This is a genomic window from Flavobacteriaceae bacterium HL-DH10 (assembly GCA_031826515.1).
Lineage (GTDB): Bacteria > Bacteroidota > Bacteroidia > Flavobacteriales > Flavobacteriaceae > Thalassobellus > Thalassobellus suaedae.
The window spans coordinates 2297219-2322740 of the sequence record CP134536.1 but is presented as its reverse complement, the minus strand read 5'-3'; the positions used below and the strand labels follow the sequence as shown (position 1 = coordinate 2322740).

Sequence of the window (25522 nt, the reverse complement as noted above, 5' to 3'; positions counted from 1 at the left end):
ATGTATATAAATTTACCTGAAAAACGTTATTATGCTATTGGAGAAGTTGCAAAAGCTTTCGATGTAAACACCTCATTAATTCGTTTTTGGGAAAAAGAATTTGATGTTTTAAAACCAAAGAAAAACGCTAAAGGCAATCGGAAATTTACTCCAGAAGACATTAAAAATCTTAAATTCATTTATCATCTTGTTAAAGAACGTGGTTTTACGCTTGAAGGAGCAAAAACACATTTAAAAGAAGGCAAAAAAGATACTCTTAATAATTTTGAAATAGTTAGCAAACTAGAGGACATAAGAAATCAACTTATTAAAATAAAAGAACATCTTTAAGTATCTACTTAAAAAAAACAATTGAATATGTAACTTTTATATAAGTTATGTGTCTTACATATTAACAATTAAAAAACATCTTTTAAAACTCACTCTTATGAAAAAATGGCTACCATTAATTATTATCATTGCTGTAATTCTTTTAATATTTAAATGGGGAATTGGGACAAACAATATGCTCGTTGAAAAAGAAGGTTTAGCAAAAGCACAATGGGCAAATGTTGAAAGTTCGTATCAAAGAAGAGCTGATTTAATACCTAACTTAGTAGCTACAGTAAAAGGTTATGCCGCTCATGAAAAAGAAACCTTAGAAGGCGTTATCAAAGCACGCTCTGAAGCAACAAAAACGACCATTAACGCGGGTGATTTAACACCAGAAAAAATGGCTCAATTCCAACAAGCACAACAGGGTTTAAGCGGTGCTTTATCTAAATTATTAGTTACTGTAGAACGCTACCCTGAATTAAAAGCAGATAAAAGTTTTTTAGAACTCCAATCACAACTTGAAGGAACAGAAAATAGAATTAATGTAGAACGAAATCGTTTTAATCAAATTGCTGGAGAATACAACATTATTATCAAAAAAATTCCAACCAATTTTATAGCCGGTATGAGAGGGTTTGAAGGAATGCCTTTATACAAATCTGATTCAGGAAGTGAAAATGCTCCTAAAGTAGAATTTTAATGTCTAAAATCGAAGATTTTTTAACACAATCAGAAGAACAAGAAGTTATTGAAGCCATTAGAATTGCTGAGTTAAATACTTCTGGTGAAATACGAGTCCATTTAGAAAAAACATCTAATGGTGATGCTACAAATCGTGCTTTAGAGTTATTTTATACCTTAAAAATGGATAATACCAAACTCCAAAATGGCGTATTAATATATGTTGCTATTGAAGAAAAAGCTTTTGTTATTTATGGAGACAAAGGTATAAATGATGTGGTTTCAAATGATTTTTGGGATAGCACTAAAGATGTTATGCAATCCTATTTTAAACAAGGCAACTTTAAACAAGGCTTAGTTGAAGGCATTATAAAATCTGGCGAACAACTAAAAAAACATTTCCCTTGGCAAGATGGCGATATTGATGAATTATCTAATGAAATTTCTAAAGGATAGTGTATAATATGCAGTTTTCAGTCTTCAGTCTTCATTTGCATTTAAAAACAAAAGCTTTACTGCTTTTGTTTATTACTTTTTTATGCTTTAGTCTTTCCTATGCACAATTTGAAATTCCTAAAAAACCTGATTTTCAAACTAGTGTTTATGATTATTCTAATTTACTTTCATCAGCACAAAAAAGCAGTCTAGAACAAAAGTTAATAAAATATTCTGACACCACTTCCACTCAAATAGTTATAGCTATTATCAATTCAACCGAAGGGGAGAATATCAATTTTTTAGGTGCGCAATGGGGTCAAGAATGGGGCATTGGACAAGAAAAAGAAGATAATGGTATTTTAATTTTACTGGCTAAAAACGACAGAAGGATTGCTATAAATACAGGATATGGTATAGAACACCTTTTAACGGACGCCTTATCTAAACGTATTATTGAAAGAGACATTATTCCATATTTTAAGAAAGGCGATTATTACGGTGGTTTAAATCGTGGTACAGATGCTATTTTTGAAGTACTTAACGGAGAATATCAAGGAACTCGAAAATCTAATACAAAGTTCCCAACTGAACTTATATTTATTCTCTTTTTTATATTTATTATCATTCTTATTTCTATTTCTAAAAATAGACGTGGTGGTGGCGGTAATAGAGGTAATAGGTCTGGAGGCATTGATATTTTAGAAGCCATTATTTTAAGCAATATGGGACGTGGCAATTACCGAAGAGGTTCTTCTGGTGGTTTTGGAAGTTCTGGTGGTGGCGGTTTTGGCGGTGGCTTCGGCGGTGGTGGCTTTGGAGGCGGCGGTTCCTCTGGTGGTTGGTAATCATTTAGTTTTATCGAAAACAAAAAAAGAGGGATAGATTTTAATAAAAATCTATCCCTCTTTTTTTAAACATTCAATGCTTTTACTTTTCTAACTCTTCTTTTAAAAGCACTTTTAAACTAGTATTATTTCTATGTCCTAATTTATATCTCACTACTTTGCCTTCTCTATTAACTAAAGCATAATGAGGTATTCCAGAAATTTTAAACTTATCAGACAAATAATTCCATTCATCTGCTGAAACTCTATAATGCTCGCCTTTAATATTAGGAATACTATTCTTCCATGTTCCTTCTGGAGACGTTTGGTTTGTTATATATAAGAACACAACATCATCACCTTTCATTTCTTCCTTCAAAGACGCAACTTTTCTTATACCAGATATACATGGACCACACCATGTTGCCCAGAAATCGACATAGACTACTTTTCCTTTGAATTTTTTAACTATAGTATCAAACAATTCGTCTCCTTCTGTTTTATTAACCGTATTAACTGTATAACCACCTAAAGTCTTGTTTCGTTCTATTTTTAGTTTAGTCAATTCATTTGCAGCTACTAAACAATTATACACTAAAGGGTCTTTAATATTTTTTTTAAGTAGCTTTAGATCATTATCGCTATAAACATTAAAATCGTTTAAAATCCTACTAGCTCTCTGAGAAGTAATAATATCGAACAAAAAGCTATTTGAAACACCAAAAAACGACTTCATACTATTATCTATTTCTATAGATGATTTATTTCTATAAAAGCCACTAATTTCTTTACTATATTTCTTATATAACTCTGCCTTTATAAAACCATAAGTATCGTTGAATTTTTTTGTTTTTCTTGTTTCTTCATCTGTTCGTATATTTTTGAAAGCTTCTACAAGCTCTTGCTCTTCGTGATTTAATTCTTCTCCTTTAATTTTCAAATAATCAACTACATTCAAAATATAATCATTATGTATAAGCTTTATATTATTATCTTTTACATAGGCATTATAATCTTTCATATATTTTTTATAAAACGCCTGTTGGGTATCACCATGTGCTTTTTTAAATTCTGCCTGCTTTAATTGAATTTCCGGTGTTTCTATTTCCTTACTCATTTCAGACATTTTCAATACATCAACACTCAAATCTTTATTATCTTTTAGTAATAAACCTACAATTTCAGATGTGGTATAATTAGTTTGTGCATTATTTTTAAAAATATCTGCATACATCAATCTATTAATGAAATAATAGTAATTGGTGGTTAATACAGGAAATTTATCAGTTAAATTATCTTTTGAAATAAAGTCATAAAAAGAAGCATCTACTTTAAACGCTTTATAAGGCATTTTATCTTCTTCTTTTTTAACTGATTTATTTCTTCTTTCAATACTTCTTCTATACAAACCATAACCTGAAAGTTTATCTAAAGCATTATACTCAATATCATTTTTTTTTATTTGTATTGCTTTTTTACTTATAATATTATTTATCTGAAATTCATTGAATTCCTTCAACTGCTTTTCTTTACTTTCAAAACATAGTTTCTTAAATTCTTCTGGAGACAATTCTCCTATTTTTTTCTGTATACTATTAAATCCTGTGTCTCTAATAGATTTCATTAAATCTAAATCTGTATTTACCTGAGCACAATCTCCCATAAAGAAAGATTTATCTCCGTTTATTACATGAAATGTTTCTTTTCCAGGCTCTACAAAAACAGATATATTAGCATATGGTAATCGTACAAAAATAGGTTGTGGATAATTTACTGGGAATTTAACCGAAAAACTTCCATCATCAGCAACCTTTATCATATAAGAATCTTGATTACCTGCGAAAACGTTGTTTACGTATACCATTCCTGTTTTCTCTTCTATCTTACTAGTGTATCCTTTTATAACTCCTGAATACGTTGTAGAATCTATTTGAAACATGGATTCGTTATATGGTTTATTATCTACTATTTTATAATTAGAATTATAAATACGATCCAAACTATAAGGTTTCAAGTCCTTTACATTACTTCCAAAATCTACCAATCCTTTTTTACCTAGTTTTGCATGAATGGTTTTTAATGCTCCGTTTCTTTCTAAAATTATTTCGTATTTTTTTCCTTTATTTTTAACTGATTGATAATTCCAAACGGCACGGTCTACAATAGCATTATTAACATAAAACCCATAATTAAATAGATTACTACCATCTGCTAACAACCAATTACCTCTAAGTACCTTTGGCAATACTGAAGTGTCTTCAGTTTCATTTACTAAAATATCATAAACAGACCAATTACCGCCATCATTTGCCTCACCATAGTCTATAGTATTTATATTAGAATTTAACTTCGGAAAATACAAGGTGTAAAATATTTCACCTGACTCAGGTATAATATGTCGTTTATTTATTTTTGTTCCCTCCGCCTTAATTATAAAAAGCTGATCACCTCCATTAGAATCTTGTATAAAGGTTTTGTTAGGAATAGAAACCCACCTTCCAGGGTACGTTTTGATATGAAAATGCAAAACGGTTGTTGTATCTAATAATTCAATTTTAGTTATTGAACCAGGAATTGAACTTAATCTGTATTCTGGGTTTTCAATAGTTTTTTGTGCAAAAGCACTAATAGTTAAAAACGCTAATAAGCATGCAAAAATGATTTTTTTCATAATAGTTTATTTGATTGATGATAATTACTATAAAAATAGACTAATTATCTCACAAAATAATAAGATAACTACATAAATATTAATGCAATAGGTTTTTATACTATGATGAGTAAAAAAACATCAAATTAAAAAGCTATTATTCTCTTAAAAAAAAGGTCTATACTTTTATTAAAGTATAGACCTTTTTTAATTTTATAAAAATATTTGAAATTTTACTTCTTACGCATATAAACACTAATAGGCACGCCTTTAAAATCGAAATGCTCACGTAGTTTATTTTCTAAAAAACGTTTATAAGGTTCTTTCACATATTGCGGAAGATTACAGAAAAAAGCAAACTGCGGTTGCGGTGTTGGCAACTGCATAATATATTTAATCTTCACATATTTTGCCTTATATGCTGGCGGTGGATAATTTTCTATTATCGGTAAAAAGATTTCATTAAGCTTACTTGTTTTAATTTTTTTAGCACGGTTTTGGTAAACCTCAACAGCTGTTTCAATTGCTTTATATATACGCTGTTTAGACAGTGCCGAAATAAATATAACTGGAACATCTGTAAACGGCTCCATCTGTTTTTTAATCGCTTTTTCGTATTCTTTAACAGACTTATGATCTTTTTCTACTAAATCCCATTTATTTACTAAAACAACAATGCCCTTTCTGTTACGCTCTGCTAACCAAAATATATTTTGTACTTGGCCGTCAAAACCACGAGTGGCATCTAGAACTATTAAACAAACATCACTATGCTCGATAGCTCTTACACTTCTCATAACCGAATAAAATTCTAAATCTTCTTTTACTTTAGATTTTCTACGAATACCCGCAGTATCGACTAAATTAAATTCAAATCCGAAACGGTTGTATTTTGTATCGATAGAATCACGAGTTGTTCCCGCAATATCAGTAACAATATATCTATCTTCACCTATTAAGGCGTTTATAAAAGAAGATTTCCCTGCATTTGGTCGTCCTACTACAGCAAAACGTGGTAAAGCTTCAACTTCTTCCTCTTTCTCTTCGTTTTCAGGTAATGCTTCTACAAGTGCATCCAACAATTCTCCAGTACCGCTTCCATTAATACTTGCAATGGTATAATATTCACCTAAACCTAAAGCATAAAACTCTACAGCATCTTCTGCTCTTTTACCATTATCAACTTTATTCACAACAAGAAATACTGGTTTACTAACTTTTCTAAGTAATTTAGAAACATCCTCATCCATTCCTGTTACGCCAGATTCTACATCTACCATAAAAATAATAGCATCAGCTTCATCAATAGCTAATTCTACTTGCTTATCTATTTCTGCTTCAAAAACATCATCACTTCCTAATACATATCCACCTGTATCTATAAGCGAGAATTCTTTCCCATTCCAATCACTTTTACCATAATGGCGGTCTCTAGTAACTCCACTAACGGCATCAACGATGGCTTCTCTTCGCTGAATTAAACGATTAAAAAACGTTGATTTACCTACATTTGGTCTTCCTACAATAGCTACTATATTACTCATACTCTAATTTATCTAACAGCTTAAAACTGATTTATTTATATTCCTAATTTGAAATATTTTGCAAAAATAGAAAATATAAGCGACGAATACCTGTTTTTTAGTAAAGATTGAAGCACTTTTGGTTTTAAATAAAAAATAGTACTTTACAATACCAATTAAATACAATAATGCCAATAACTAACGACATTGTTTTACGACCTCGATTTAAGCTTGAATTAAGCCAAAATAACGAAACTGTTTTAAAATCTTTCGAGTCAGAAAAAAATAAGCAATCTGATTTTATAGTAACTGTAATAGACGACCATGTGTTTATTAAGTTCCCTAAACACAAGCAACATTTTTGGTCGCCTCAATTACATTTAGAAATTAATGAAGTTAATAAAAATACGTGTTTGCTTCATGGTTTGTTTGGTCCCAGTCCAACCGTTTGGACGCTTTTTATGTTTCTCCATTTTATGGTAGCGGGTTTATTTATTGCATTTGGTGTTTGGGCTTATACCAATTTATCGTTAAAAAGTAATTATACTATACAAGTTAGCCTTATGCTACTTATGGTAATAATTTGGTTTGCATTATATTTTGGTGGTAGAATAGGAAAAGCGTCAAGTAAAACTGAAATGCACGAGTTAAATGATTTTATGCATCGCGTTTTAAACAAAAAAAGCTCTAATTGAAATAATTCAACTAAAGCTTTTAAAACTAAACTAACTCAAAACTAACTATATATCTTCAAGCAAAGATTATCTTTTTACTTTACTTCAATGTTAGTTAATAATTAAACTAGTATTATTTCTTTATTAGTTATTGTAACCAAAACGTCTTAATTGATTTTGATTACTTCTCCAATTTTTATTCACTTTTACATATAATTCTAAGTGAATTTGTTTTCCGAAGAATTTTTCTAAATCTTTTCTAGCCTCTACACCTACACGTTTTAAGGCACTTCCTTTGTGCCCAATAATAATACCTTTTTGAGTTTCTCGTTCTACCATAATTACAGAACGAATTCTAATAATAGTATCTTCTTCAAAAAACTCCTCTGTTTCTATTTCTACAGCATATGGTATTTCTTTTTTATAATGCATTAGAATTTTTTCACGAATAGTTTCATTTATAAAAAAACGTTCTGGCTTATCTGTTAATTGATCCTTTGGATAAAACGCTGGCGATTCTGGTAACAACTCAATAATTCTATCAAACACTTCTTTTACCTGAAAACCTTCTAAAGCTGAAATCGCTATAATTTCGGCATTTGGTACTTTTTCTGCCCAAAGCTGTACCTGCTCTTCAAGTTGACCTTGATCAGACTTATCAATTTTATTTAAAAGGAGTAAAACAGGAATTTTAGAGTTGGTTATTTTATTAAAAAATGATTCATCTTTTAATGTTTGCTCTCCGATTTCAACCATGTAAAGTAAAATATCGGCATCTTCAAAAGCCGACTTTACAAAATCCATCATAGACTCTTGCAACTCGTATGCTGGTTTTATGATACCAGGCGTATCACTAAAAAGCACCTGAAAATCATCTCCGTTAACAATACCTAATATTCTATGGCGTGTTGTTTGCGCTTTTGAAGTTATAATTGATAATTTTTCACCAACAAAGGCATTCATTAATGTAGATTTACCCACATTAGGATTTCCTATAATATTTACAAAACCAGCTTTATGGCTCATATTTTTACAAATTAATTAAGAATGCAAAGTTACAACCTTGGTTTGTTATTTACACTATGCTAAAGTTTTAAACAAAAATCATTTTCAATGATACCAGTTCTGATGTAAAATTGCACATTTAAAATAGAGCTATTTTTTATTCAGATGAAAAAGAAGTTGTTTTATTGGGTTATTTCACGTTAGAAATAGTATTATCTAACAAAAGTCATATTTATTCTCCATTTCGATTTCTACATTTACTTAAATTTTAAAATTATGCTAACTCAAAATATATCACTTTATAGTTGGACAAATGGAGCAATCATGATAGCTATATTTGGAATTGTTTGCCTGACATTGATAGGTTTCCTTATAAAATTTATGATGGGAGGCAAGAAAAAAGAAAATCCCGAGGAGTAATTTAGTATTTAAATAAAAGAGGCTGTCTGAAAAACTATTCCGACTTGACAACTAATCCCTCAAACAGTCTCTTTTAAACTAAAACTTCTTTTGTAAAAATACCGTTACATTTCTTCCTATTTCATTAATTGGAACTCTACCAAAATTAGTTTGATTATTAAATGAAAAATTTAAATGATTGTGATATGTTTCATCAAACACATTTAATACCGCAACTCCTAAAGATACATTTTTAAAAGGCTTTACGCCTAAACGAAAGTCTAAAGTTTGATAACCATCTGTTTTTGTTTCTCCAAAAGTTTTAGAAATATTGTCCTGCTTACTAGCAATATTATAGCGTGCATTAGCCCAAAACTTAGTCTTTTCAAAACCAGCTGATAGTGTTGCCTTAAATGGTGGTATAAGTGGTAAAGATTCATTAAAATCTTTATTTTTAGCATACACATAAGATGCTTCTGATTTAAAATAATAATTCTTTAAAAAATCTAATTGTGCCGTTACTTCAAAACCTGTTTTATATGCTTTATCTATATTTTGAAACACCTTTGGATGAACAGGTTGTTGTGAAGGCATATATTTTCTAGTTAAACTAGCGTCTTCAACGGCAACAATATAATTTTGAAAAAAAGAATAATAAAAAGACGTCTCATATTTAAATGTATTTAAACTTCCCTTTAAATCTTCATGTCCTTTAAACCCAATTTCAAATTGATTATTAACTTCTGCTTTTAAGTTTGGATTCCCAATATACTCATACGAATCTTGCCCAACAGTAAAATGATTAATATAGCGTTCCATCATATTAGCAGAACGTACACCTCGTCCGTAAGCCGCTTCAAGCGTAAAATCATCTGATACTATTTTTTTAACAGAAACGGTTGTACTTATATTTTCTTCGGTACGTTTTTTTAAATCATACATCGCTTCAAAATCTGCTTCGGGATCTTTAATATCAGATATTACAATATCTGCACGAATTCCTGCCGTTACAACAGTCGATTTATTTACCGACCATTTAGCCTCAGTAAACATACCGATATCATCTATATATGAATCTTGCCATATTTTATCATTAAACAATTTTGGTGTTGGCAACATATTTCCATTCATGATTTTCACCAATCGATCTCTATTACCATCTCTAGCAATATGTAACATGTCAATACCAGAAAACAGGTTAAGTTTTTTTAATGGCTTCCAATTTAGTTCTAACTTACCTCCTATTGTTGTAGCTTCAACCACAGATGTTGCCTCAATCATCATAAACATAGGTCTGTCCTTATTAGTCATTAAATGATCTACATAACTGTAATAAGCTTTTGCTGTAATAGATTTTAAAACGTCGCCCATCATAGACCATTTATAATCTAATGATAGCACACTACTGTTATCATAATTGGTATCCATTGGCAAACTGGCATGTAATATATCTCTACCAAATGACTGTCTCCAATGCGCTTGTAAACGTTGGTTATCTGTAAAATTATAACCCGCTTTAATTCCATAATCTGTACTTCGGAATGATGATGGAATTTCTGTTTGGTCGCCATCTTCATAATTACCAAAATCTCTATACCCTATATTGCCTACAATATCATATTTACTTGTTACTTGTTGCAATTGCAACATGGTTACATACGAATCTCCGTTAGACTCATAACCCCCAGAAACTTTTCCATGAAAACCTGTGTTTTCAGAACTAGGTTTATTGGTTACAATATTAATAACGCCTCCAAAAGTCGCGCCATAGCGTACCGTATAAGGACCTTTGATAATTTCTATTTTTGAAACTTCTTCTGGAATGATATGCGTTGTTATAGGATCCATCCTATTTGGGCATGCATGCATTGCTTTTGTACCTCCATCATACTGAATATTTAATTGTTCATATTGTGATGCTCTAAATGAAGGGTCGATAGCATAATTACCTCGTTTTATAACCGAAAACCCATTGATATTGTTAAATAAATCGGCCACGTTTTTAGGCTGAACAATATTTTTTTGATAATCATTAGAAACTTTAGTAAGAATAGGATCTGTAATAGCATTTCCTTTTACCAAAACCTCATCAAGTTGTACTGTTTTTTGGACAATCGAATCTGTTGCTATATCTTTTTTTTCTTGAGAAAAAGACATAGCATAAATAAGCATGCAACATAGCATACTGCAAAATGTTCTCATTTTTTATGTTTAAAATTGAAATAAATAGATTTTCAGAAGCTTACTTATGCTTCTGAATTTTTAATTTTAAGATGTGAGAACGATAATTCTGGAGGATAATCTAAAATAGAAATTAACAAATAAGCATATAAATTATTATAATTACTTATTTCCTTTTTTCTTACTGTAGTATTTATAAAATTGAATGACAACGGATTAACAACATATAAGATAACTTCCTTAAAATCTATACCTTTATTAGGCACTTTGTCATCATTCGCATTGTTGTTTTGGGTAACCTTTTTTAAATGGCATTTGCCATTACATTGCATTATTGGTTTGTCTTTATTTTCACAAAGCCTTTCAATAAAATTAGCTGTATCTATAACATAATAAGCATACGTAAAAGATACCCGCAAGCAATTAAACAAAATAATTGCAATTAAAAATAAAGATAATATAGAAGATACTATTTTCACTGTGCCAAAAATAATACTTCCAAATTATATAAATGTGACTTTTGTCACTTCTTTGCTACTATTTCTAAATTAGAGTGATTTAAGAAGTACGCTCTTTCTCTAACAAAGAAAAGGCAGAGAATTACAATTCTCCGCCTTTATATTTTAATTTAAATAAATAAAAATCTTATTTAACAATCTCTAATAATTCTACCTCAAATACTAGTGGCATAAATGGTTTGATAGCCCCTCCTGGACGTGGAGTTGCTCCATAAGCTAATCCTTGAGGAATAAAAAATTTGTATTTAGAACCTACAGCCATTAATTGCAAACCTTCAGTCCAACCTGGAATAACTTGACTTACTCCAAATTGCGCTGGTGTACCTCTATCAACAGAACTATCAAAAACAGTTCCATCTGTTAATGTCCCATGGTAATGTACTTTTACAGTAGATGCTGCTGTTGGTTTGTCTCCAGCTCCTTGTTTTTCAACAACATATTGCAAACCACTTTCAGTAATTTCAACACCTTCTTTAGTCATATTATCCTCTAAAAACTTTTCTCCAGCAGCTTTAACATCAGCAAACTGTTCTTCTGCTTTTTTCGCAGCTTCTTCCTGTTGCTTTTTTCTATCTGCAATTTGTTTATTTTGAAAATAAGTACTTATAATTTGTTGTACTTTATCTTTTTCTATTTTTAAAGCGGTAGAATCTGAAGCGTCAACTAATCCTTGTATTAAAATATCCTTATCTATTTCAGTAGCAGTTGTACTTATATTTCTTGCAACATCCATTCCAATAGCATAACTTACTGAATCAATTTCAGTTTTTAAAGACTTATTTGTAATGCTTTTATTATTACAAGATGACATGATTGCTGCCCCAAGTACGATACTTAAAATTTTAATTGTTTTCATTATATTAGTTTAAATTATTTTGAATCCAAAAGTAGCAAATTAAAACCCAGAATAAAAATGGATAGCGCTACTATTTTTTTTAACAAGAAACCGTCTTATTATAATCACTAAAACCCTTTGAAATATTCACCTTATTATTAATAAGTGGTATTTATAAAACTTACTTGTTACTTTATCAATTTTGATAAATATGAAGCTTTCTTTTTCAATTCATTTACTGCAAGTTTGGCTATTTCTGTAGCACCTAATTTTGACAAATGTGTATTGTCATGTTTTTCGTTTTTATAATATGGATTTTCTCCTGCCTCAAAATGCAAGTGTAGTTTTTTAGAGCCTTCAACACCATAAGACATTTCTAAGACCTCTGTTAAATATTGAAGATCTATAAATGGTACATTATACTCTAAAGCAACCAAACGGGTTTCTAAAGGATATTCTCCATGCGTATCAATCAAAGTTCCGTGCTCATTAAAATTTCTTCTAACAATAGATGAAAACAAAATTGGAGTTGCCCCTTTTTCTCTAGTCTCTTCAACAAACTTAATTAAGTTATGACGATATCCAGAATGCGGGTTTGTATAACGTGAAGGTGCTTTAAATTTCTGATCGTTATGTCCAAATTGTATAAAAACATAATCGCCTTTTTTTAATGTTTTAAGTATTGAATCCCAACGACCTTCTCCAATAAAACTCCTACTACTTCTACCATTTACAGCTCTATTATCTATAATTGTATTATCATTAAAAAATTGTTGTAAAACTTGCGCCCAACCATGTTCTGGATTTGTTTCAGGGTTCTTTTTATTTGCCATTGTTGAATCTCCAATGGTATAAATTGTAGTTTGTTGTGCCATACAACTTGTTGCAATTAACAACAAAACAATAAGGTTAATTTTCATATAAAGTTTCATTCTTATAAAATTTTAAAACTGCGTGAAGTTAACAAATTAAAAAGGCATATAAAAACAAAAAAACTTTATAATGAAAAGTCAAAACCCCATATTAAACATCCTTTTAATAGAGGTTTTGCAGATAAGTATAGTATTCATAAATTTAATCCTTTATAGTTTTCAATATTAATGATAAATTAGAATAGTTTAAATTGCCTCATAATTACAAACAAAAAACATTTAACGTATTTTTTAAGTTAGTTTATAATAATTAATATATGTCGAACACAAACCAATCTGCAGAACAAAAAAACAATACACTAATTCCCATTATAATTATAGCAGGACTATTTTTTATTTTCGGATTTGTAACATGGATTAATGGTGCCTTAATTCCTTTCATGAAAACTATAAGCGAATTAACATCAGCTCAATCACTTTTAGTAGCATCAGCTTCTTACATTTCATTTGTAGTCATGGCATTACCTGCTTCTTATATTTTGGAAAAAATTGGATATAGAAAAGGGATGTCTCTAGGGTTATTTATTATGGGATTAGGTGCTTTAGTTTTTATTCCAGCTGCAGAGGCAAGAACTTATTGGATGTTTTTAGGCGGAATCTTTATTCAAGGCGCAGGAATGACATTACTTCAAACAGCATCAAACCCTTATATAACTATTTTAGGTCCTATTGAAAGTGCTGCAAAACGCATCTCGATTATGGGAATAGCAAACAAAGTAGCAGGTGCTTTAGGCTCTCTTATTTTTGGAGCACTTTTATTATCAGGCATCGACGATATTAATGAAAAACTAGCAACTGTATCCAACACAGAAAAAGTTCAATTGTTAGATACTATGGCAGACAGCGTTGTAATGCCTTATATTGTTATGGCGATTGTTTTATTTGTATTAGGTATTTTAATTAGAAAAGCCCCATTACCACATGTTGAAGCAGAACCTATCGAAGCATCAAAAGATGGCGTTACGACTAAAACCAGTATTTTTCAGTTTCCTCACCTTTGGCTAGGCGTGTTAACATTATTCATGTATGTTGGTGTTGAAGTTATTGCAGGAGATACCATTATAGCTTATGGGATTTCTTTAGGTATTCCTGCTACAGATGCCAAATTTTTCACAACCTTTACCTTAATGGCCATGGTTGCTACCTATGCTTTGGGCGCTATTTTAATTCCGAAATTTATTAGCCAAACGACTGCTTTAAAAGTAAGTGCATTTATTGGTATTGTTTTGTCTTTCTGCATTGTTTATTCAACAGGATATACTTCTGTTTTATTTGTAGCTGCTTTAGGAATAGCAAACGCTTTAGTTTGGCCTGCGGTATGGCCCTTAACATTAAAAGGTTTAGGTAAATTTACAAAAACAGCTTCCGCATTATTAATTATGGCTATCTCTGGAGGCGCTATTATTCCGCCCTTATACGGGCGATTCGTTGATGGAAATAAAGCAGCATACTTAGCACAAGGTATGAATGAATCATTAGCGACAGCAACAGCATCAACTAAAGGGTATTGGATTTTATTACCTTGTTATATCATCATTTTATACTATGCTATTGCTGGTCATAAGTTGGGCTTAAAAAAAGAATAATATTATAAATAAAGTGGCATTAAAATTTATTACAAATTTTGATACCACTTATTTTTCTCTTTTCCTGAATTAGATTCCAGAATGACCTCTATTTTATATTTTTTGGCTTGACATTTTTTTAATTGATGTGACCACGCTACTCTACTATTTGGTTTATAGCCTTCTCCTGAGCAATTATATTCGGCATAAAATGTTGTAGATTCTGCTTCTTTTTTATTCCAGTTATGCCAGCCTTCTGGTTTAATATGTTTACCCATTTCGCAATTAATAAATACCGTTTTTGCATACAAGCGCCATGGTCGTCCTAAATAAACAGCCGCAACCTTTTCATCTGCAGTTAACTTACAATTTTTAAAAACATACCCGAATTTTTGATTTTTTGGTGTAGAGGCTGCTGTAATATATGAATTAGTTTTGCTATTTAATGTACAAGATTCGAAAAGCACAGTAGCTTCACCAAAAATAAAATCGACACTTCCTTCAATATAACAATTCTTAAAGTATTGTTTAAAACCTTCTCCTGCTGTATAAAGTGTATCCTGAAATCCTAAAAACGAACAATTTTCAAAATAACACCTATCTGCATTAACAGATAAAGCTACGGCTTGTCCAACAGGACCTGATGCGTTTTTAATAGTCAAATTTTTAGCAACAAAATCATTACCTTCTACTAATACCGTTGAAGTATGAAATGTACTATTTCGTCCTAAATTTAATTTACTAAAATAATCATCAAAAGTAATTATTGTATGTTCTTTACTTTCACCAATTAATGTTACATAAGTGTTCCAAGAATACACATGCACTTTTTCTTTATATACACCATTTTTTATATTAATAATGACGCGTTGATACGGAAATGATTTTGAAGCATATATAGCATCCTGAATAGTTGTGTAATCACCACTACCATCTTTCGCAACCACCATATTATATTCGTCTTTTAAAATAAGATCTTCTTTAGATTCTTTAGCATTTACAGTTAATACACATAACAATATTAAATTCAATAGTAATATTTTCATCGACTCTTTTTTTATTAATTTATATATTAAAATTCTTCAACAACTTGATTTCCTTCCAGCCAAGCAATCATGTTTAAAACTAAATAATTCCAGTTTTGAAAGCCTTTGTTTAACAAAGGTTCACCAGTTTCTGGCTCGTAATATTCGTGTAAAGCTCCATTCGTTTCAAAATCTTTACCAAAAAGCCACACTGTTTTCAATGCTAATTCTTTAGCTTCAATATTGAATCCATAATCTTTTAAACCTTTAAATACCATATAATTTGAAATACCCCAAATAGGACCTCTCCAATTAGATGGGTTTGCACTAGCACGCATGCTATACATTTTTTCCATTTTAGAAAGTGTTCTCACACCCGATTGAGAATTGAACGTTTTAAGATTAGAATAATGTTCTTTTACAATACGTTTAGCTTGATCTGGTGTTGCTATTCCTGCCCAAAGCGCCAGAAACCCAGACCATACTTCAATACGTTGAATAAGGCAATCGTAATCTCGAGGGTAACCACTATGAATCATAAAATCTTTACCTAAAGTATTATCAAGTCGGTTTTTAGCTGGTGTTAAGTTTAAATCGACACTATAGAAAAATCCATCACGTTCATCCCAACAATGTTCTTGAATGGCAGATTTCAAATTTTTAGCATCTTCAGCAAATTCTTTACCTATTTCTGACTGATTTAACTGATTTGATAAATAAACCATTGCCAACAGCTCTTTATACATCAAGCAATTTAAATATATAGAACCAGAACTTTTTGCTGGTCTAAAAAAAGTAGCAGGATCATTATCTACTCCAATAGCCATCCCAATCGCCATAATGCAGAAAATTAAGCACGCAACCTTGTTCATATTTAACAGCTTCTTTTTTGTCTTTATCTGAACCTATATCAGTTAAAATTTGTCTGAGTGCAATATTGCTTAACCAAGAATCCCAATCCCATAAAACATTAGCGTATTGGTTACTTCCTGGAGTTAAAAACGGATAAACTAATGAACCACTACTTGGGCGATACATTTTTTTGTAATCTTTATAAACATTAGATTTAATAATAGTAGCAAAATATGAAATAGTATCTTGTGTTTGACCGTAAATCAAGATACTTCCAAATAGCATTACTAAAATTATAATCTGTTTTTTCATACGCTCTATTTAAGATTTTAAAATACTATTTTTAGGTGCCCATTTTTTTTGCCATTCTGAATATTCATCTAATACCACTTGAGGCGCATAAGTGTACCATGCATAACCATTTCGTCGTTCTTGACTAACTTCTGCCATTGCGTATAAGTATTTGCTATTTCTATCACAAAATAAAGGTCTTCCTGTATCTAATTCACAATAGCGAGTCCAAATAGGAGGTGCTGATGAATCTATTACTACTTTGCGGTCGTAATTTATAGTTTTAAATTTTGACTCTACTGGGACAATCTTAAATGATTCTACTCTGGTATTGTAAATTTTAGAATCTGCAAACCATTTTACTGCACTTTGTATGGATTGAATAATATCATCATTAGGATTGTTTATGTTCATTAAAAACAAAACCACAGAAGCACTTTCTTTATTGCAAATACTTGGTGGCTCGAAAGCACGTGCCCAAGCTGGTGATAAATCAATTTCATTGTGTTGCTGACACCATACAGTTAACTTCCCTTGATTAACAATTTGCATTTTTAAAATACAGTCTAATCCTTTATTGTATGCTAAAATCACTTTCTTTTTTAGCTTTTTATCTACAAAGATAAAATTTAGGTCATTATCAATAATTTTTTTTAGCAAATTCATTATACCCATATAAACTTCATCATTAAAGGTAATATAGCGACTGTAATTATTTTTTAATGGATAATATTGTGGCCAACCTCCATTAGAGTATTGTGCTTTAAATATAAAATCAAGCCCTTTTAAAAAAGCATCTTTATATTTTTCGATTTTGGTTGCAGTATAAACTTGGGCCAGGTAATAGATATGAGTAAACGTAGTTGCATTATCAAAGGTAGTTTCTAAAATATGTTTTGTTTTAACTACATGATTTATTTGTTCTGAAGTTAAAATAGCTCGCATATCGTAATTTTTTGGCCAACCTCCATTATTTCGCTGAAATCGGATAATATTATCAGCTATTTTAGTGTAATCAGATTCATCATATCTAGGTTGATTTGGAACTGGGTCTACAATATTATTCTTGTCTTTAATATTGTACCAATGCCTAACACCATCACCAAACGGTCTTGTACTAATTTTTTCGGTTTGTTTAGTCGTTGACTGAGCATTTAAACGGCTATTTGAAAACGACAATAGCATGATAAAAAGGAATAACATTCCGTATTTATTTTTTTTATTTAGCATTTTCATCTGTTTTTGTTTGATTAATCTAAAGTTTTATAAATAAAATTATCAAATTGTACGCTACCTTCTCCAAAAGCAAATATTCCTGCACGAAGGCTTAAAAACTCACCAAAAACATTATGATTAAATCCGCTAGCTTCAATGCTTCTTTCTAAACGAGACCAATTCTCACCATCTGCACTATAATAAAAACTAACTTCGTTTTCATCATTTAAAATGCGCAAAAAACCATGATTACCAAAAGTGTTTGCTTCGCTAATTTTTCGTTTTTGACGATTATAAACAGTAAATTTATCTTCAGTTACAGAAATATGCATATTTGCTACTTCGTTATAATACAAACAAAGTCCTACCTCAACTCCTTTTTCAACGGTATATTCAACCTGAACTTCATATTTTCTGTCTGAACTATTAACAAGAATTGGTGAACTATCTAGGAACGATTTCCCTTCTGCTTTAAAAAGTAATTTGCTGTTTTTTAATTTAAATCGATTTGGGTTGTAGTCTTTATAGAATTGCCATTGAAGACTTAATTCTGAATTATCAAAATTATCATTAAGACTATGAGATGCATCAGACATTTTTAAATCTGGAACAGGAATTTTATCCGATGCATTGACACCTTCAGGCACTCTAAACCAGCCATCTTCAGTCCATCCTATTGGCAACATTAAAGTCTGCCTTCCTAATGTTTGAAAGTTTTTTTCATAACCATGATACATAATCCACCAATCACCGTTTATATCATCAACTAAAGTACCATGTCCTTGATTCCACCAACGTTCACCTCTATTTTCTGTATGCACAATGGGGTTATAAGGTGAGTTTTCAAATGGTCCATAAGGTGATTTAGCGCGAGCAGAAACCACCATGTGTGCTGTTGCTGGACCAGCAGTTCCACCTTCGGCAGTTATTAAATGATAATATCCATCTTTTATGGTTGATTTTGGAGATTCCAAACAAAAACATTCCGTACTCCATTCCTTAGGAAATTGCCAACCTTCGTAATTAAAAACAGGTGTTTCAGCTGTTGCAAGTCCATCATCTGTTAATTTTACAACATAGCCCTTCGAAAGGTATAAAAAACGATTCCCGTCGGCATCAACTAAATGACCTGGATCAATAAATCCATTTAATTTTAAATCGATTGGTTCGCTCCAAGGACCCTTTGGAGTATCTGCATACACTACCCAATTAGTGCCACCAGCCGGAAAATAAATATAGTATTTATCATTTACAAAAACCAAATCTGGCGCCCAAACAGACCCCACATTTTTTATAAGTGCATGAGAAATACGTTCCCAATGAATTAAATCTGTAGAATGCCAAATAATCAATCCAGGATAATAATTAAAAGAAGAATGCGTCATATAATAATCAGCTCCAACACGTACAATGGATGGATCTGGATAATCACCTCCTAAAATAGGGTTTGAATATGTAGGTTCTTCTATTATTTTTTTTATTTGCTGATTGTCATTTTTACACTGAAAAAAAGCAAGAGAGAATAAAGCTATAATTATTAAAATAAAGGGTTTACTAAATATTATTTTTTTCATCTTTTTAACATTTTTACAACCATTCTATTTTTAAATCTTTTATCAAAGTCGCGCCACTTCTCACAGTTCCCGTATGTTGAAAACTCAAGCCCCCAAATTTATTAGGAGTAATTTCAGCTTGCATATCTACAACTTTAACAACTTCATCATTTTCGTGTGCTGAAAAATACTCATTAGTGTTTTCAGCATGAACTATTAATTTATTATTTTTTACTTCAACTATAATTTTACAATTTGGACGGAAACACGATGCGGAAACAGATTCACTTATTGGAGTCGCATTTCCATTCTCATATTTCATTATAACAAAATCTGTAGCATCGCTATATTTTGTAGTTCTAATTAATCGCAATGCATAACCATTCATATTTTTAATATCCATTTTTATACCAATATCCAAATATTGGGCTCTAGCACTGCTAAACCCTTGTCCTGCTGTTTTAGATGGAATAGCGGTAAAACTAATTTTCATATCTCCAAAAACATCTCCAACTGGTGTGTAACGCAAACGTGCACCTTTTGTGTTTTGCACAAATCCTTTTGTTCCAGCAGCACCATTAATACCTTCTCCATAATACCAAGGATCACGACTATTATCTGCTTCCCAATTATATTCTTGAGTATCTGACGGTGCATAACTATCAAGCGACCAAAAACCTAGACATATTTCAGGCTGATATTTCCCCGACATATTTTCCAAATTCGGAATTAAAACATGGGATTGATTCATAATATCTTTAGCTGAAATTACTTTTTTAAAAACTGTAGATTGAGGCGATCCAGCATCGCAACGTATATGCTTAGGCGATACTCTAGCCATAATATAATAACCAATATCTCCAGCAGAAAGTTGATAGGTTTTCATCGGTTTGCTAAACCTTGAAACAGCAATTTCAATGGGATGGTTACCTTGATCATCATGACATCGATACCAACTAATTAAAGATTTGTCTTCAAAAGTCATATCTAAATCATAGACAACTTGTAACTTTCCATCTTTGGCTTTGCTTATTTTGGGGAATTTTTTGAATGCCGGTGGATCAATAAATGAAGGTGCTATATATAATACACTAGCAGTTTCTAACCCTGAATCAGTAAAAGCCCTTATAACAACCTCTTTTGTTTCGTTGTTATTGTTTGTTGGCATCACTAAACAGGCACCGTTTTCTTGAGGTTTTAAGGCAACTAATGATTTATATTCTGAAGCAATATCCCAATATACGTTTTCATTTTTAATTTCAAAGTTCCCAAAACGATTCACAATTGTTTCAAGAAGCAAAGAATCTTTTCCAGTTTCTAATGTTTGTTGTGTAGGTTTAACAATCAATTGTGTTGGTATATTTGAATAGTTTTTACCAGATTCATTTTCAACCTTTTCAACAATACATTTAACTCCCATTGGATCCCAATCATCATTACCTCGCAGTAAATTATAAGTATTATAAACAACCTTATTATCATGCTCAAAACGATATGCATTTAAAATATTTTTATCTGTCATATCAACAGTTGCAAAAGCATCATTTTCACCAATATCGATTGGATTATTATTCAAACTTACATTGTATTGATAATAACGAGCCTCTTTATCTGGAATATCTCGCCAGCCTATATAACTTAAATCTTTAGCAGAAAACCGAGTATCTATAACCGTGACAGGTCCATTCGCTTTTTCAAAATATTGATTACCTCTTGTATAAGCTTGAATATCACAATTTAAGAATACAGATCCAGTGCCATCAGTTCGGTAAAAGGGTTTAGATGAATAAAAATCAAAAGTGCAATTAAGGTAAACGGCACTTCCATTTAGTGCATCGTCTGTCATTTCAAAATGGCAACTATCGAAAAGAGTGCGTTTACTACCCCAAAACGGTCCTAAGTTTAGTCTGCTTATAAAATGTGAATTTCGAGCCACTACTTTATCCCCATTAGAAAATATGAGTTGAGCCTGCACAATTGCCGATCCGCGTTTTTCTCTATTTAATTCAGGGTTTAGTGGATATACCAAATCGATATTACAATAATTCCCAAAGGTGATATTTTCTGAACAGATACCATCTCCATTAATTCTAAACATGGTAAAATTACCTTTAGAACCCATAGTTTGTCCGCGATTAGAGGCCAAAATAACATTTTCAGGATGCTCTGACAGTCCTTGAAACTTAAGCCACTCACATGAAATTTCAAGTCCAATAGGCGAACCTCCCACTCTATCTGGCATTCTAATTTCTGGATCGTCTGGGTTATCAATCCAATATACCCATGGTGCTATGTATAACACCATTGGTGAGCTTTCTGTACCTTGAGTAAGATACTTTGACGCTTCCACTATAGAATTATAAACATATTTGTATTTTGAAACTTCTTCATTTGACAGTTCCCCATCAATAAAAAAGGCTTTAGGTCCTAGTTCAATTTTTACATCTTTGTAAATGATGTAACTTCCATTGAATTCTAAATTTTCATAAGTTTTCCCTATATGATGTTGAGCATAAACAATTGTAAAAAAGCAAAAAAACATTAGACTGCTTAATAATGATTTTTTAATTAGTAGATTTTTAAACATCTCCATTTTTGTTTAATTATTACTTATGAAGCCATGCAACAACCTCACCTCTTATTGGTGATTTTAATGTTGCTGTAATATCTTTTAATATGGTATTGGTTTTAATTAACTCACCTGTCGCTGGATTAATCCAATCAAGTTTATAGGTATTTGAATCATTATTCAAAGGCATTTTCACTTCTGAATTCGAAGAAAAAACAATATAACCAAGTCCCTTTTTGCCCAGAACATATTCATTATCTAATAATTCATTATTACTTAAATATTCCATATTAAATGCATCTTTAAAAAACTGATTGCTTTCAATTTTTGGTAACGCCATTAACGAGCCACCTGCCAAAAATGTTGCCCAATTAGAATATTTAGAACCACGTTGTGAATAAACAACAGCTTTATCTGGATATTTCAATCTATATTCCCTAACTGCTCTATAAATCTGGTCAAAAGATGTATCTCCTGGATTATAAATTCGTGCATATTGTCGTCCTGCCAAACTAACACCTCCAGGAGGCGCATACAATGTACCGTCTGCTCTATATTTCCATTGTAGAATATCTATAACATTTACTATCGAGGTTCTTTTAGGGTCGGATAGAATCGCATCCTGCACATCTTTTGTTCCAGGTAACATGACTAACACTTTCTTATTATTTTCATTTTCCCACTCGGCAATAACATCTAACCAAAACTCTACAAAATGTACAGGTCCTGTATATTCCCAACCTAAATGATGAATAATATTAGTATTATCTTTAAAATTATCGAGACTTTTACGAATGTAATCTTTATGAAGTTGTTTCCTTAAGGTATTTGTTGTATCGTAAAAAGCCTCAGCCATGTATATACGCTTATCACCAGCATAAGATGGATTCTCTGCAAACCCAGACCGATTAATATTATTAGCTGTCCGCCATGGATAATCTGCCCAATGCGCCCCTTCTTCAATAATATTATGTTGTAGATAATGCTCTTGAACAAATAACAATCCATTTTTATCAGCTAAATCAGAAAATTGTTTTAAACGAATCCAATACCATGAATTCCATTTGGTTAAATCATATTTACTCAATCTATCAAAAGCCTCTCCTTGTCCGCTGCGACTAAATGGTTGTTCATAAAAGGGTGCCCAAACATCGGCATCTGCACGTCGGGTACGAGCATGATCATCGCGTCTACGCTCATACCATAGTGAAGGAAAACTTTGCATAATCGAAACATTTTTGTATTTCATATCAGCAACCAAAGTATCTAAATCATCTGTCAATCCACGACCTATTCTTCCTGGTACAAACCGGACTAAATTTGGTGTAGATCTTTTTAATTGTGACGGACGTGTAGACCCTCTCCATAAAGACGTTCTGTCTCTACCTTCTGAAATCATTTTGCCTTTTAATGAAATTTTTCCGTTAATTAACTCGACTTGATGATTTTTTTCGCTCGTTTTTTCAGCTTTAGTGACTTTAGCTTCATTCCAAATCTCAGCATTGGAAACATCTGAATCGATAGGATATTTTTCAATCATTTTTTCAATCCAAACATCCATTATCAAATCTGGACTTTTCGAACGTTCACTATATTTTGCAGTCAACTCAGTTATTGGCGCTGTTGTTTCGCTAGATTGGTATAAAAGTATTTTATCTTCTTCATCAGATTTTTTTCCAGTTCGAGCTTTCAACTGTGCGTAGTAAAGACTCTCTGGTTTTATAAAAGTATGCTGAAGTTCGTGATGTCCTTTTCCATAACCTTGTGCCCAACTACCATAAGCCCAATTTTGTACTTCTGGAGGTTTGCATAAATGAATTTGAGCCGCCCTACCTTGCCAACAAAATGAATTTGCAGTACTCCATCCACCACCTTGACCATCAACATCTCTAAAATCAAAACTAATATTACCCCCATCAACTGTCATTTTATCAAATAAAATACCGCTTGACCAACCACCAACAGCTCCGCTAAAATTATAAGGCATATAAGAATAACATTGCACAAAGGCATTTGGACCAGGCGTTGTAAAACCTACTGAAAAAGCATGATAACCATACTCGGCATAACAACGTTGAAAAAGCACTTGCTGACCTAATGTCTGAAAAGAATAACGCCTATAATTACCAATTTCCCCAATTGGATTCAATGATTTGCAATCCTCGACTGTTATACGATTTGCTGTTTCCCAAATTGCTACTGCAGAACTGACAAAGTTTTCTGCATCCATTCTTCGAACCCATGAATCTGAAATATTTTCCATAGTAATTGCCATCCAACGATGGTTTTCGTCTTTAGTATTTGATTCATCGAAAGTTGAAACACATCGTACATTTTCGACACCAACATGTTGTATTCTTCCATCCCAATCATAACGAGACACTGTGCCCTCTCCATATTTCGGATCTATACTATTAGTTAAAGGCGCATCAATGGTAATGAAATTTGAAGACACGTCAACTATAGTTCTATCCCAATTCATATCAAAATCACCCGGTTCCCAAACTGTAAGCGGATAATCTACATAAGCGCCAATTTTATCAGCTCCAATACTCTCAATCCATTCTTTTGTTGAAGGGCGTTTAATAATAATTTTATCCCCTTTTTTAAACGAATGTTGCTCAGAAAAAGTTAAGGTTGTTGTATTTACAGGAAAATATTTTTTTTCTAATGTGATTGGATTACCTAATTTACGATTGCTTTTCCCCGCTACTCGAATAAGAGTTTCCCGATTAGTTCCTGTTGCCAATAATACCGTGTTTTTATTTCCACTACCTCTTATTACAACACCACTTTCTGAAATAAGTAAGCTTCCACTAATTTTATAAGTCCCTTGACTTAAAAGAATAGCGCCTCTAAATCCATTCTTATTTAATGGTAAACTAGACACATAATTAATCGCCGATTGAATTAATAGTGTTGCATCAGTTTTTGTTTCTGAAATAATTAATTTAACGGGGACATTTGGTAATGAACTTTCGGAAGCCATATAACCACAATAGGAATAATCAGGCACTCTATCGCCATTTGGTTGAATTTTATATTCTAATTTATGATTATCAGTTATATGTATTGGTGAGTCTGGTGTCGTTTTAAAATGTATAAAAGCAATTGATGGGCAAACAAAAACCATCAATACTACATAGATTCGTAAATTGTTTGCCCATCTTAGTTTCATGCCTTAATAACTTTAATTTTCACCTATTCTATAATTGCTTTTTGAGTATGCAACAGCTGTTCTGTTTCAGATTCTAAAACCTTTAAGACAAAAATACCTTTAGAGTTTAAAGCTTCCAATATTAATATACACCTCTGAAACTAAATGCTCCGTCAATTGTCTAACTAATAGAACAATGATCAATAATACTATTTTCAACTCCTGTTATTGATAATAGAAAAACTAATAGATAATTAATTCATCTATTACGAATCCACTTTACTGATTTAGACATTTTCATCTATCAATAAAGAAATGAT

General features: G+C 31.5%; 20 protein-coding genes. 6 read left to right on the top strand and 14 right to left on the bottom strand.

Annotation, left to right across the window (positions count from 1 at the left end):
* The 4 genes from RHP49_09890 to RHP49_09875 all read left to right on the top strand — a co-directional run bounded on the left by RHP49_09890 (position 1) and on the right by RHP49_09875 (position 2279).
* Positions 1–330, top strand: a complete 330-nt coding sequence (locus RHP49_09890) for a MerR family transcriptional regulator (protein WNH11232.1) — start codon at positions 1–3, stop codon at positions 328–330.
* A 97-nt stretch (positions 331–427) separates the two neighbouring features.
* The gene (locus RHP49_09885) at positions 428–1015 is read left to right on the top strand and encodes a LemA family protein (protein WNH11231.1); all 588 of its coding nucleotides are present in this window, start codon (positions 428–430) and stop codon (positions 1013–1015) included.
* On the top strand, positions 1015–1452 hold the full coding sequence (locus tag RHP49_09880; protein WNH11230.1) for a TPM domain-containing protein: 438 nt from the start codon (positions 1015–1017) through the stop codon (positions 1450–1452). Before RHP49_09885 ends, RHP49_09880 begins: the two co-directional genes overlap by 1 nt.
* Positions 1453–1460: 8 nt before the next feature.
* Positions 1461–2279: a TPM domain-containing protein gene (locus tag RHP49_09875; GenBank protein WNH11229.1), complete on the top strand. Its 819-nt coding sequence runs from the start codon at positions 1461–1463 to the stop codon at positions 2277–2279.
* Positions 2280–2361: 82 nt separating this feature from the next.
* Here the strand turns inward: RHP49_09875 and RHP49_09870 are convergent, their stop codons facing one another.
* Positions 2362–4929, bottom strand: coding sequence for a TlpA disulfide reductase family protein (locus tag RHP49_09870; GenBank protein ID WNH11228.1), 2568 nt, complete (start codon positions 4927–4929; stop codon positions 2362–2364).
* A 212-nt stretch (positions 4930–5141) separates the two neighbouring features.
* Complete coding sequence (gene der / locus RHP49_09865) at positions 5142–6452, bottom strand: ribosome biogenesis GTPase Der (protein WNH11227.1); 1311 nt, start codon at positions 6450–6452, stop codon at positions 5142–5144.
* A gap of 167 nt (positions 6453–6619) precedes the next feature.
* On the opposite strand from der, the gene RHP49_09860 reads away from it, so the two are divergent.
* Positions 6620–7126, top strand: a complete 507-nt coding sequence (locus tag RHP49_09860; GenBank protein ID WNH11226.1) for a GTP-binding protein — start codon at positions 6620–6622, stop codon at positions 7124–7126.
* 123 nt (positions 7127–7249) lie between these two features.
* On the opposite strand, the gene era is transcribed toward RHP49_09860, so the two are convergent.
* The 5 genes from era to RHP49_09835 all read right to left on the bottom strand — a co-directional run bounded on the left by era (position 7250) and on the right by RHP49_09835 (position 12963).
* Positions 7250–8131 (bottom strand): GTPase Era, encoded by an 882-nt coding sequence (gene era / locus RHP49_09855; GenBank protein WNH11225.1) that lies wholly within the window; start codon positions 8129–8131, stop codon positions 7250–7252.
* Between the two features lie 477 nt (positions 8132–8608).
* Positions 8609–10711, bottom strand: a complete 2103-nt coding sequence (locus RHP49_09850) for a TonB-dependent receptor (protein WNH11224.1) — start codon at positions 10709–10711, stop codon at positions 8609–8611.
* A gap of 44 nt (positions 10712–10755) precedes the next feature.
* A complete protein-coding gene (locus RHP49_09845) occupies positions 10756–11109 on the bottom strand; it encodes a hypothetical protein (protein ID WNH11223.1) in 354 nt (117 codons plus the stop codon).
* A gap of 226 nt (positions 11110–11335) precedes the next feature.
* A complete protein-coding gene (locus RHP49_09840; protein ID WNH11222.1) occupies positions 11336–12064 on the bottom strand; it encodes an FKBP-type peptidyl-prolyl cis-trans isomerase in 729 nt (242 codons plus the stop codon).
* 167 nt (positions 12065–12231) lie between these two features.
* Complete coding sequence (locus RHP49_09835; protein ID WNH11221.1) at positions 12232–12963, bottom strand: rhamnogalacturonan acetylesterase; 732 nt, start codon at positions 12961–12963, stop codon at positions 12232–12234.
* A 269-nt stretch (positions 12964–13232) separates the two neighbouring features.
* On the opposite strand from RHP49_09835, the gene RHP49_09830 reads away from it, so the two are divergent.
* Complete coding sequence (locus tag RHP49_09830; protein WNH11220.1) at positions 13233–14561, top strand: sugar MFS transporter; 1329 nt, start codon at positions 13233–13235, stop codon at positions 14559–14561.
* A 29-nt stretch (positions 14562–14590) separates the two neighbouring features.
* Here the strand turns inward: RHP49_09830 and RHP49_09825 are convergent, their stop codons facing one another.
* The 7 genes from RHP49_09825 to RHP49_09795 form a co-directional block, all read right to left on the bottom strand.
* Positions 14591–15586 carry a pectinesterase family protein gene (locus RHP49_09825; protein ID WNH11219.1) on the bottom strand — a complete coding sequence of 332 codons (996 nt, stop codon included), beginning with the start codon at positions 15584–15586 and terminating at the stop codon, positions 14591–14593.
* 26 nt (positions 15587–15612) lie between these two features.
* Positions 15613–16404, bottom strand: coding sequence for a trehalase family glycosidase (locus RHP49_09820; protein WNH11218.1), 792 nt, complete (start codon positions 16402–16404; stop codon positions 15613–15615).
* The gene (locus tag RHP49_09815) at positions 16373–16729 is read right to left on the bottom strand and encodes a hypothetical protein (protein WNH11217.1); all 357 of its coding nucleotides are present in this window, start codon (positions 16727–16729) and stop codon (positions 16373–16375) included. Before RHP49_09815 ends, RHP49_09820 begins: the two co-directional genes overlap by 32 nt.
* Before the next feature lie 9 nt (positions 16730–16738).
* Positions 16739–17938 carry a pectate lyase gene (gene pelA, locus RHP49_09810; protein ID WNH11216.1) on the bottom strand — a complete coding sequence of 400 codons (1200 nt, stop codon included), beginning with the start codon at positions 17936–17938 and terminating at the stop codon, positions 16739–16741.
* Positions 17939–17958: 20 nt separating this feature from the next.
* A complete protein-coding gene (locus RHP49_09805; protein ID WNH11215.1) occupies positions 17959–19497 on the bottom strand; it encodes a family 43 glycosylhydrolase in 1539 nt (512 codons plus the stop codon).
* Positions 19498–19510: 13 nt separating this feature from the next.
* Complete coding sequence (locus RHP49_09800; GenBank protein WNH11214.1) at positions 19511–22018, bottom strand: hypothetical protein; 2508 nt, start codon at positions 22016–22018, stop codon at positions 19511–19513.
* A gap of 64 nt (positions 22019–22082) precedes the next feature.
* A complete protein-coding gene (locus tag RHP49_09795) occupies positions 22083–25223 on the bottom strand; it encodes a DUF6298 domain-containing protein (GenBank protein ID WNH11213.1) in 3141 nt (1046 codons plus the stop codon).
* Positions 25224–25522: the final 299 nt, after the last annotated feature.

What these genes read in the sequence shown, in the direction of transcription:
- RHP49_09890 (WNH11232.1), top strand. Translation starts at nt 1, where the DNA reads ATGTATATAAATTTACCTGAAAAACGTTATTATGCTATTGGAGAAGTT.
- RHP49_09885 (WNH11231.1), top strand. Translation starts at nt 428, where the DNA reads ATGAAAAAATGGCTACCATTAATTATTATCATTGCTGTAATTCTTTTA.
- RHP49_09880 (WNH11230.1), top strand. Translation starts at nt 1,015, where the DNA reads ATGTCTAAAATCGAAGATTTTTTAACACAATCAGAAGAACAAGAAGTT.
- RHP49_09875 (WNH11229.1), top strand. Translation starts at nt 1,461, where the DNA reads ATGCAGTTTTCAGTCTTCAGTCTTCATTTGCATTTAAAAACAAAAGCT.
- RHP49_09870 (WNH11228.1), bottom strand. Translation starts at nt 4,929, where the DNA reads ATGAAAAAAATCATTTTTGCATGCTTATTAGCGTTTTTAACTATTAGT.
- der (WNH11227.1), bottom strand. Translation starts at nt 6,452, where the DNA reads ATGAGTAATATAGTAGCTATTGTAGGAAGACCAAATGTAGGTAAATCA.
- RHP49_09860 (WNH11226.1), top strand. Translation starts at nt 6,620, where the DNA reads ATGCCAATAACTAACGACATTGTTTTACGACCTCGATTTAAGCTTGAA.
- era (WNH11225.1), bottom strand. Translation starts at nt 8,131, where the DNA reads ATGAGCCATAAAGCTGGTTTTGTAAATATTATAGGAAATCCTAATGTG.
- RHP49_09850 (WNH11224.1), bottom strand. Translation starts at nt 10,711, where the DNA reads ATGAGAACATTTTGCAGTATGCTATGTTGCATGCTTATTTATGCTATG.
- RHP49_09840 (WNH11222.1), bottom strand. Translation starts at nt 12,064, where the DNA reads ATGAAAACAATTAAAATTTTAAGTATCGTACTTGGGGCAGCAATCATG.
- RHP49_09835 (WNH11221.1), bottom strand. Translation starts at nt 12,963, where the DNA reads ATGAAAATTAACCTTATTGTTTTGTTGTTAATTGCAACAAGTTGTATG.
- RHP49_09830 (WNH11220.1), top strand. Translation starts at nt 13,233, where the DNA reads ATGTCGAACACAAACCAATCTGCAGAACAAAAAAACAATACACTAATT.
- RHP49_09825 (WNH11219.1), bottom strand. Translation starts at nt 15,586, where the DNA reads ATGAAAATATTACTATTGAATTTAATATTGTTATGTGTATTAACTGTA.
- RHP49_09820 (WNH11218.1), bottom strand. Translation starts at nt 16,404, where the DNA reads ATGGCGATTGGGATGGCTATTGGAGTAGATAATGATCCTGCTACTTTT.
- RHP49_09815 (WNH11217.1), bottom strand. Translation starts at nt 16,729, where the DNA reads ATGAAAAAACAGATTATAATTTTAGTAATGCTATTTGGAAGTATCTTG.
- pelA (WNH11216.1), bottom strand. Translation starts at nt 17,938, where the DNA reads ATGCTAAATAAAAAAAATAAATACGGAATGTTATTCCTTTTTATCATG.
- RHP49_09805 (WNH11215.1), bottom strand. Translation starts at nt 19,497, where the DNA reads ATGAAAAAAATAATATTTAGTAAACCCTTTATTTTAATAATTATAGCT.
- RHP49_09800 (WNH11214.1), bottom strand. Translation starts at nt 22,018, where the DNA reads ATGTTTTTTTGCTTTTTTACAATTGTTTATGCTCAACATCATATAGGG.
- RHP49_09795 (WNH11213.1), bottom strand. Translation starts at nt 25,223, where the DNA reads ATGAAACTAAGATGGGCAAACAATTTACGAATCTATGTAGTATTGATG.